Origin of the sequence: Corynebacterium sp., assembly GCF_012837295.1 — a bacterium.
Taxonomy (GTDB): domain Bacteria; phylum Actinomycetota; class Actinomycetes; order Mycobacteriales; family Mycobacteriaceae; genus Corynebacterium.
Genome location: NZ_DURI01000139.1, coordinates 1 through 9,838 on the forward strand (window position 1 = coordinate 1; position 9,838 = coordinate 9,838).

Here is a 9,838-nt window from a genome sequence, read left to right on the forward strand (position 1 = left end):
GCCCGCTCACCAGGTTCCCGTCCCCGTCCCGCCCGGCCAGGCCCCGGCGGGGCCGGCGACGGAGCCCGCCCCCGCGCCCCAGCCTCGGCAGGAACCGGAAGTGAAGGTCAGTCCCCTCGCGGCCAAGTTCAACGGGTTGATGAACGGCGGCATCGGCGGTGGGTCGGTCATGGATCCGGGTGACCGCGTGGAGCTGAACAACACGCACTTCGACCAGTACGAGTTCGGGGCTTCCTCCGTGACGGGGGCCGAGGGGATCAAGGTCCGGCACCGGGGCAAGGGCGAAGGCGCGAAAATCGAGGTGACGTGGAAGCGTCCCTCGTGGGCGCGCGAGAGCGACATCATCGTGTACCGGGTCGTCGCGTCGAACCGGGTCGTCTCCCCGTCGCCGGAAGCGGCGGAACTCGTCCTGAGCACCGTCGGCCTGGGGTACGAGGAGCAGGTCCCCGCCGGCGCCGCCTTCCGCCATTTCCAGGTGTGGGCCAACGCCGGCGACGACGAGCGCGAGGTCATCCAGTCCCAGCCCCGGTTGATCGGAGAACAGGTGTGCGTCCTGCCGGTCCCGGGCGTGGACATCACCGTCTCCTCCGGAGTCGTCGAGGGCAAGTGGGACTTCCTCGAGGGCTACTCGGAAATCCGGGTGTTCGCCAGTCCCGCCGACTCCGCCGACCCCGTCGATTCTCCCGCCAACCAGCTGTTCGAGGGCGTGACCAAGAAGGGATTCGAGCACAAGTCGCGCGTCCGCGGCGACCGCATGCGGTTCGCGATCACCCCGGCCGTCGACTTCCGCGGAACCAAGGAAGTCTGCACCAGGCCGGACATCCACGAGATCTTCATCAAGGCGGACCTGGAGAAGGTCGAACTGGAAATGGCCGAGGGCGTCAACGTCCGGGGCGACGAACGCATCCACATCGCGTTTTTCTCGCCGGCCGCCGGTCAGGTGAAGATCTTCCTGAGCCCGCGCGCCCCATCCCCGGGCCTGTCCTATCAGGCGGTGCCGGTCGAGGCCCTCGGCCGCGATAACGCGTTGGCGGAGGGCAGGATCGTCGCCGACGAGCAGAACCCGGAAGGAGAGCAGGTCGACGTCCAACCGATGTGGCCCGCCGAGTGGGATGAAGTCCACATCACTCCGGTGACGATCGTCGATGACATGGCCATCGTGGGCGACTCGAAGGTGCTTCAGCGGGTGCGTTCCATCGAGCACGCGAAGCTCGTCGAACGCACCGATAGCCAGTTGGTCACCTTCGAGTGGCCGGCGGGCGCGTCGATGGTGAAGATCGAGACCGCCCCGACCGGTTCGACCGAGCCGGAGGACCGCACTTTCCACGAGGAGTACGACGAAGCGCTCTACCGCCGGGAAGGGGGGATCCGACTCAATCTCAACCCCTACGGCGAGAACGTGCTGCTGACCCCTCGCTCCATTTACGCGGGCAAGGAGACCAGCGCCGAACCCACGGAGCTGGTGTACCGGGGCTTGCGGCAGTACAAGTATCAGCTGTCGACGGTGCCCGAAGGCATCCTTCTCCGAATCTGGTGCGCGGGCGGCGACGACCGCAACCCGCCCCGGTTCAAGCTGGTTCATCATCCCAGTCGGTTCCCGCTGTCCCTGGAGGACGCCTCCGAACCCGGCGCCGGCGAGTGCCGTCCCTGCCAGGTGATTCCGGGGCAACCTCCGACGTTGTCGGAGCCGTCCCGGCTCATCCGCCCGCAGCGCCTTCCCGACGGGGAGAATCCGGCTGAGCAGGCGACGTGGCTCATTCGGGGCGAAGAGCTCGCCCAGATGCAGCCGGGCCAGTGGTTCCGCCTGTTCATCGTGGATTCCACCATGCCCGGCCACGTCCATGATCCGGATGGACCGCGCCGCATCGTCACCGACGACCGCAACCTCATGCCCTTCGCGGCGCCGAACATGTGGCGGTCATGATGGGGCCCGTCGATCTGCTGACGTATGCGTCGTTCGCCGTCCCCGGCGGTCGGGGCGGATGGAGCGTGGGGCAACGCTCCGCCAGATTGACCGATGAGGAGGTGCGCAAGCTCACCGAGCAAGTTCCCACCCGCATCGATGCCACGGTCCCGGTGCCGCAGTATCCCTCGGCCGACGATCTCGGACGGCTGCAGCGTCGCATGGCGTGGACCCCTGCACCGTGGCCCGGCGATGACCGCGTGTTCTGGTTCTCGTCGCCGGCCGGCGAAGACGCCACTGGCCGTGCCGGAAATGTCTTCACCCAGGCCCACGTGTTCCGGGGAGGGACGGACGATCTCCCCTCGTCGTGGCCCAGCGACCTTCTGTTTTCTCCGTCGCTGCGGATTCCGTTCGGCTCCCGCGAGGTCAACGCCACCACGGTTTCGGAGGAGGTGCCGCAGCCGGGGCCGCTCGCGGATCCCGGCCAACTGTGGCCGTGGATCTTCGCCGACGGGGAGGTCGACCGCCGAGCGGTGCTCGGCGCGATCCTCGATGGCTGTGCCTCCGGCCGCATGGTTGCGGTGGCGTGCCCGCCCGGGGATGCGGCGATGTGGGTGGCCGCCGCGTGTCTGGTGCAATCGCCGGCGTCGGCCCGCGACTTCTTTTGGTCGACGTTCGAGCGCGGGCGCTCCTTGGCCACCGCCCGAGCGCGCGGCATCACGCTCGCCTGCATTCCGGTCGATGATGCGGGGGAGGCGTCGGAGCTTTCCGGCGTAATGGTCATCCGGGCGGACGAGACCCCCACGACCGGCGTTTACGGTGGTGCATCGACGATCGTCGGCGGCGCCTCCGTGCCGGTGTCGGAATGGTCGGCATTGCTGGCGTTCCTGTTCCTGTCTTCCTCCGAGGCCATCTCGTTCAGCACTGCGGTGCGCACCGGGGCCGTGACGGCGACCGTCGGAGGAGATCCGGCATGGCAGCTGGCGGCGGCGGCTGCGGCGGACCCGGAATTGAGGTCGGCGGCCCGGGAACCCTTGGCAGGCCTGCTGGCCGAGCCGGATGCGGCCCCGGCGAACCTCGGCGAGGTTCTGTCCGGTCACACCGCCGGCGCCCTCGCCGATGAGATCGCGGGAGCCTCCGGCAACGGTCCCGCCCCGATGGCGGCGTTGGCGGTGCTCGCGTCCGCCGGGCTCTTCGACGACCCCGGGCGCGAGGAGAAGATGCTCGAGAGTTTTGAGCAACAGGGCATCGGAGCCGCGATCATCCGCGGTGGTTCCGAGATCCTCGGCATCCCGGTCGACTCGAACGGCCCCTTGTCGCGAATGCTGCGTCAGATCGTGGCCACCGATCCGGGGTTGCACCGCGCGATCGCAGACGGCATCGGAGTACCCGTCGAGGCCTCGCGATGGCTCGGGGTTCCGCAGATGGCGGCGAAGTTCCTGGAAACGATGCGGGGAACGCCTCCCGCCGAGTTCAAGGCCCCGGTGTGGGAAGGGGACCTCATCGGCGCGTGGGTGCTCGGCGCCATATCCGATCTGGAAGGCACGCCCGCGAGGCCCGGCGGAGGGGTCGGCGCCGGAGATTCCGGCGTCGCCACCGGGTGGACGACCGATGATTGGGCGGCGCCATCGAACGGTCCTGACGGAGTCGAAGACCACGCTCCCGCGGACAACCCCTGGAGCGTGCCCGGCTCGATACCCGGCGGAGCCCCCGCGGACGACGGTCCGTCCGCCGAAATGAGGGCCTTCGGCCTGAACTCCCTCGTGGAGTCCATGGGTGAAGAGGCTTCGACGCTGTCGCAACTCGTCGATAGGGAGCTGTCTCGCATGACGGGCCCGGAAAGGGCCCTGCTCGCCGAGGGACCCTGGCGCCCTCATCTGGACGCGCTCGCCGCCGAACGGAAGGCGCGGAAGGCCGCGGAAGAACGGGAAGCGCGGGAACGCGACCGTCGACGACGGGAAGAGGAGGCCAGGGCGCTGGCCGCCCGGCGGGAAGAGGAGCGGAAACGGGCCGAGGAAGCGGCCGCCGCGCAACGGCCCCGGGCCCACGAACTGGTCCCCGCCCACGTCCGATACTTCGACCCGCATTTGATCGCGGAGATCACCGGGCACGCCGGCCTCGGCCTCCGGCGGGCCACCGAGTCGACGTTCGGGTTGGGCAAGGGCGACCAGGCCTGGAGCGTGCTCGGGGAAATACTGCTCATGGCGCAGAGAAATGATCTCCCCGACATGAACGCGGTGCGGCGCGCCGTGTTCGCGTCGGCGATGGCGGAGGCGCTGTCCGAAAAGTGGTACCCCGATACGCGAGGGCTGCCCTGGTGGATGGTCGACGACATGACCGACGCCGATTGGCACGGCATCCGCGACGACGCGATCGCCCTCGTGCGGGGCAGCGAGGAATACCGCAACGGGTTCTTGACCGAACCCGGTGGCGGCGAACCCCCCAAGGAAGCCCGCCGACTCTTCGCCGACGCCCGGAAGGCGCTTGCCCGGGACCTCTCGGTGAAGCGGTCCGCGCAGGCCCGCACCCCGCGGGACATCCCTGCCCCGGGGGCCGCGGACGGTGGAACCGGGGGAGCACGCATTTTCGGCAAGCGCCACAAGCGATCCGACAATCACAAGTAGGAGAAGAACATGTCAGTGAATTCCCTCGGAGAGGGCCAATCCGTTTCCATGTCGGCCCGCGGCATGTTCCAGATCCAGGCGCATTCCCTCGGGTCATCGGAGCGCGTGCTCCTGGAACTCCGCGGAGACGCCACGGCCAACCGCGCGGACGAGTCGACCCTGAAGGTGATCGGGGCCGGCACGTCGTCGTCGATCGTGCTCAAGCCAGTGAACGAGAAGGACTTCGGCCCCGGCCGATCCGCGCAGATCATCGTCACCCGAGGTCGCCCCGGCTCCGACTCCGCGCAGAGCATCGAGTTTCCGCGGGTGACCCTCGACGGCCGTTCCGAAGTCGTGGTCGGATTGATCACGTCGGACGGCGATTCGATGACGTTGCGGGCCGAGGGCCTCGCCGCCGAAGGCCGCTTGGACGGCCCTGCAGCTACGGTGCGTGCCGCCATGCGCTCCGCCCTCGATGACGGATCCGTCCGTCCCGCCGAAGACCTGGGAATCCGGGTCCACGTGGACCGCTCGGCCTCGATGTCGGCGCCCTTGGTGCTGAGTCGGCTGGCCCCCGCCGTCGACTTCGTCGTCGGCGTCGCCAGCGTGCTCGCCCCCTCGCCGCGCGTGACCGTGGTGGTCGACGGTGAAACCCGCGCCCTCGATTCGGTCACCGGCCTCGAAGGCGAAGTCCGGCGCCTCGTCGAATCCGGCGCCGCCCGGATCGGCGGCGGAGAAACCGTGCGGGACGGATTCGACGAACTGACCTTCGTCATCTCCGATTCGGTGCCCGCGGCGATCGCCGACGCAGAATCGAATGCGGTGGCCCTCGACTTGCGGGGCGCCTCACGCATCGGTTCCGCCACGATCGTCCCGGTCGACGACCGCCTGGTGGCGGCACTAGATTCCGGGCGTTCGGATTCGATCCGCGATGCGGTCGAAGCCGTGGTCGCGGCGCTGCGCCGAATCTCCGGGACTCCGGACGACGTCGGCACCCCGGGAGACTCCGCCGCCGCCGACGCGTTCGACGGCATCGCTCCCCGGGGGGACACCCCGCGTCCGAAATTTGCCGCGCCCTCCGAAGCCCCGGCGCGGCCCGAGCCCGCCGCGGCCCCCGACCCGTTCGGCGCGGCCCCGGCCTTCGGTGACGTGCCCTCCTTCCGCGAATCCCCCGCCTTCGGCGGTTCCGCCGAGTTCGATTCCGCGCCGGAGTTCGGCCGCCCCGACGCCGCCCGTCGCGGCGATCGAGAGGCCGATCCGGGAGACGAAGGGCGTCGTGAAGCTCCCGTTTGGCCCACCAGCCCGACCGACCCCGGGCGGCGACCCGGGGACGAAATCAAGCCACCCATGTTCGGCGCGCCCGCCGACCGCTCCGACGAGGATGACCGCCGATGACCGCCCCCCACATCCTGGACACGCCCACCAGGTGCCCGTACACGTTCCGCCCGCTCAACGACCCCATGGCCACCCGCAGCGAATTCGTCGACCGGGACCTGCCGCCGGGCTGGGCCGGTTCCGGCACCCTGTGCATCGCCCTGGCCGGCGCCCGCGCCTCCGGGAAGAGCCTGTACATCGCCGTCCTGGTGAAACTGCTGGAGCAGCTGGCGGAGCATCACCGAAAGGTCGTCCGCGGCGCCGACGAATCCACCCGCGAGCGGTACGGCGAAAACTACGAAAAGCCCCTCTTCGAGGAGATGGGCCTCATGGCGCCGACGCCCCGCATGGCCACCGAGGACGCCTACCAGCGGGATCCGCTGATCTTCGACCTGGGCATGTGGGACGTCGGGGCGGGGCCGCGAAAATTCTTCCTTGTCATCCGCGACGTTGCCGGCGAAGACCTCGAGGTGCTCCCCGATGACCCGGAGACGCTGGGGTTCTTCCGCGAGGCCGACGAGATCATCTTCCTCTTCGACCCCCTGAAGGTCCCCCAGATCCGCAATTACCTGTCCGGCCTCGTCCCGGACCAGACTCTCGGCGGCGATCCGGTCGACGTCCTGCAGAACCTCCTCGATCTCCTCGGAGCGGCCCGACCGCGGTTGGCCGTCACCCTCTCCAAGTTCGACACCCTGCAGGAGCTGGAGCGCGTCCCCGACAGCGAGTGGGGGCGCATCATGGGCAATTACGGCGCGGCGTACCGCAGGGACACGGGATTGCGTTTCGACGAAACCGATTCCAGGTATCTCCACGTGGAAATCCGCAGCATGCTGCTGAAGCTCAATGCGGCGCGGCTCGTGCACACCCTCGAAGAGGCGTATTCGGCCCCCGCGGGGACCGTCTGCCGGTACTTCGCCACATCCGCGCTCGGAGCGGCACCGCAGGGCACCCACCTGCACCGCAGCGGCATCGCCCCCTTCCGCTGCCTCGATCCCGTCCTGTGGTTGCTCACCGAGCGGGGGCTGTTCCGATGAGCGGCCCGGGAGGTTTCGGCGGATCCGGGTCCGGATTCGGTCAGGGCGGTTTCGGGCAGGGAAATGGCGGCGGTTTCGGCGGTGGCCATGGATCCGGCGGTGGTTTCGGTGGTGGCCAAGGAACCGGAGCCGGTTTCGACGGCGCCCCGGGATTCGGCGCGGGGCCCGGGCAGCCGCCCCCGACGCACCGTCCGGCATTCGACGGGGGATTCGTCCCCGTCAACGACGACTACCGTTTCGGCGGCGCCGCGCCGGGCGGCATCCCGACGGGCGGCGCCCCCGGGACCCCCGGGCACAAGGCTCCGTTCGGCCGACGCATGTCGTCGATGAGCTTTTTCGGTGCGCCCATGCCGCTTCTCATCGCCTTCGCATTGCAGTTGGTCACCGCCGGCATCGTCATCTGGCGTTTGGTCGAGCGTTGGCGGCTGCCGGAACGCCCGACCACCGGGGTCGGCGCGTTCCAGGGCTACGAGGAGCAGATCGCGTCGTTGATGGGGGCCACCGGGCAGTTCCGCCCGAACGACCTGCCGGAGACGACGATCTTCTGGTCCATCGTCCTGGTGGTTCTGCTGGCGATGGCGTTCTTCACGGTGAAGGGCGAGAACTGGGCGCGCATCGTGCTCACCCTGCTGTGCGTGGCCGGGGTATTCCTGTTGGCCGTGAAGGGCTTCGCCATCGCGGGGTTGGCCAGCGTGCTCACGCTGCCCCTGCTGTGGCTGCCCGTCAACAAGGCCTGGTTCGGCCAACGCTGACGGGAAGGGTCACCGGGGCAGGGTCCCGATGAGCTGGTTGGTTTCCCGCACGTGGCCCTGGGCGCCGACCTCGGCGAAGATGTCCCGGGCTTCGACCGCATGAGCCCGCGCCGCCTCCATCGCCGATGGCGGGGCGGCCGGGATGCGGACCAGCGTCCGTGCCTTTTCCAGGAGCAAGCGCGCGTATCCGACGCGCGCGTGGTCGTCGTCGAGCGACTCCCGCGTCACCTTCTCCACCACGGCGTCGTAGCACTGGATGGCGACGTCCGGACGGCCGGCGAATGCCCACGAACGGCCGAGGTGCAGGAGCGATTCCGAATACAGGGCCATGTCGCGCAGCTCCTGGGCACGCAGGCGCAATTGCAGAAAGTCTGCGTGGGCGCCCTCGAAATCGCGCAGCTTCGCCTTGCACAGCGCCGCTCCGAGCAGACACCGGACCTCGGAGCGTTCGTCGCCCACCTCGCTCCAGTTCTCGGCGACGCGGATGAGCAGCTTCATGCGGAGAGTCGTCGCGTCGTTCACGTCGCGCAATGAGGTGGCCATCTGCTCGCCGTATCGGGCCCTGTCCCCGGCCTCCGGCAACCTGCACACCGCGTTGGCCCCGTCGAGCGCGGATTGCCGGACGTCCGCGAGATTCCCGGCGCCGATCGCCGCCCGCAGGTGCCCGACCATCGCCGCGCCCCTCTGGGATGAGGTCGCGCGGATCGGCATCGACTCGGAGTCGAGCACGAACTCGTATGCGCGGCGGGCCCGTGCCGGATCGCCCGCCATGAGAGCCTCGTCGCCCCGGGTCAACGCGGCCGTCCACGCCGCTTCGCCTCGATCGGTGATTTCCCCGTGCGCGCCGTCCCGAATGTCCGGGTCGTCGATAACGGACACGGCGCGGGCGGCGACGGCGACTTCCTCCGCGAAAGCGGCGTCGTCGGCGTCGTCGGTGTCGTCGATGTCGTTGGTGCGGTGGAAACCGATGAACAACGGTGCGGCCCTGCGTACGACCCGGTCGTCCGGCCCTGCGTCGTCGCCGGCGGCATCGAGGAGACGTCGCAGGAGATCGTGGGCGTCGGCCCCCGTCACATCGCCCGTTTCGACGCTGGACAGCAGTTCATCCCATTCGAGCCGGTTGGTCGGTTCCACCGATTCCACCGGTTCAGTCGGCTCGGCGGTGGCCGCGGCAGGGGCGGCCGTACCTTCGGGGCCTGCGTCGTCGCGGTCCCCGGCCCGAGGCTCGGTCATCGCGACCGCGTCCCCGGCGACCCCCGACAGCATCTGCGCCAACTCGCGCCGCACGTCGTCAACGGTCGCGTCCGCCGGCGCGGCTCGCCCATCGCGCCGATCCCGCAGCGCCCGGGCCTCCCCATCGTCGCCGGCCGCCTCGAATGCAAGTGCCGCCGTGGTCAGATCCTTGCGGGACTCGTGGTCGTCCCCGGTGGACTCGCGAAGGTCGGCGATCATGGCGAGCGCCCGTCCGCGCATCCGCGGGTCGTCGAAAAGCAAGGTGAGGACGGCAACGGAATACAGCGACTCGATCGCCTTCGCCGTTTCCCCGTCCGCCGCATACTCGAATGCCAGGCCCTCGTGGGCCCGGGCCAGCACCGAACAATTCCCCGGATCTTCCGGAAGCGCGGTGCCCGGGCGGATCTTCGCGATGACCTCCCGGAACTTCGCCATGGATGCCCGCGGGTCGTGCCCGGCGCCCACCGCTTGCTGGGCGGCCGTCAGCATCGCTTCGGCAGCCGGATTTCCCCTGACGGGAGACGTGGACTGCGAATTGGCGGCGCTCGGCGAATTTTCTGGGATCACGGCATTGAGCTTATCGGTCGCGGGACCCGGGCGTGTTGCGGGTGAAGGCCACTGATGGGGCCGCCCGGGCGTCTATGATGTTTTGGAAGGGCAATCGATTTGCAGGGGCCGCGCCGGCGACGGGGGCGCGCGGCCGACGAGGAGGATGCGCAGATGCCGCACAACCGGCCGCGGGACCGCGACCTGGCGAAGCAGCTCGTGCGCGAGCTGCGCCGGGATGCCGACCTGCCCGTGGTCTTCCTGGGCATGGGCGGGCAGTCCGGCGTGACCATCGGGGAGGGCATCGGGCTGCGCGCCGACGGGGTCCGCGGCGTCACCGTCGTTCCGGGGGAGGGGCTCGGCGGGCGCGTGCTGCGCGACCGGCGGCCCGCC

Annotated in this window: 6 protein-coding genes and 1 pseudogene; 6 read left to right on the plus strand and 1 reads right to left on the minus strand. The window is 69.6% G+C overall.

Annotated features, from left to right (window positions below; all coding sequences use genetic code 11):
• Positions 1 to 100 precede the first annotated feature (100 nt).
• Genes GX015_RS04715 through GX015_RS04735 form a run of 5 tightly spaced genes read left to right on the plus strand, consistent with a single transcriptional unit; the run spans position 101 to position 7,666 of the window.
• Complete coding sequence (locus GX015_RS04715; RefSeq protein ID WP_291343170.1) at positions 101 to 1,924, plus strand: hypothetical protein; 1,824 nt, start codon at positions 101 to 103, stop codon at positions 1,922 to 1,924.
• Positions 1,924 to 4,527 carry a hypothetical protein gene (locus tag GX015_RS04720; RefSeq protein ID WP_291343177.1) on the plus strand — a complete coding sequence of 868 codons (2,604 nt, stop codon included), beginning with the start codon at positions 1,924 to 1,926 and terminating at the stop codon, positions 4,525 to 4,527. Before GX015_RS04715 ends, GX015_RS04720 begins: the two co-directional genes overlap by 1 nt.
• A gap of 9 nt (positions 4,528 to 4,536) precedes the next feature.
• Complete coding sequence (locus tag GX015_RS04725) at positions 4,537 to 5,901, plus strand: hypothetical protein (protein ID WP_291343171.1); 1,365 nt, start codon at positions 4,537 to 4,539, stop codon at positions 5,899 to 5,901.
• On the plus strand, positions 5,898 to 6,914 hold the full coding sequence (locus tag GX015_RS04730; RefSeq protein ID WP_291343173.1) for a hypothetical protein: 1,017 nt from the start codon (positions 5,898 to 5,900) through the stop codon (positions 6,912 to 6,914). Before GX015_RS04725 ends, GX015_RS04730 begins: the two co-directional genes overlap by 4 nt.
• Positions 6,911 to 7,666 (plus strand): hypothetical protein, encoded by a 756-nt coding sequence (locus tag GX015_RS04735; RefSeq protein WP_291343174.1) that lies wholly within the window; start codon positions 6,911 to 6,913, stop codon positions 7,664 to 7,666. The genes GX015_RS04730 and GX015_RS04735 overlap by 4 nt, the downstream gene beginning before the upstream one ends.
• A gap of 9 nt (positions 7,667 to 7,675) precedes the next feature.
• Here the strand turns inward: GX015_RS04735 and GX015_RS04740 are convergent, their stop codons facing one another.
• Positions 7,676 to 9,466 carry a hypothetical protein gene (locus GX015_RS04740; RefSeq protein WP_291343175.1) on the minus strand — a complete coding sequence of 597 codons (1,791 nt, stop codon included), beginning with the start codon at positions 9,464 to 9,466 and terminating at the stop codon, positions 7,676 to 7,678.
• Between the two features lie 153 nt (positions 9,467 to 9,619).
• Here GX015_RS04740 and GX015_RS04745 point away from each other — a divergent pair.
• Positions 9,620 to 9,838, plus strand: a pseudogene (locus tag GX015_RS04745) (helix-turn-helix transcriptional regulator); the annotation flags it as partial.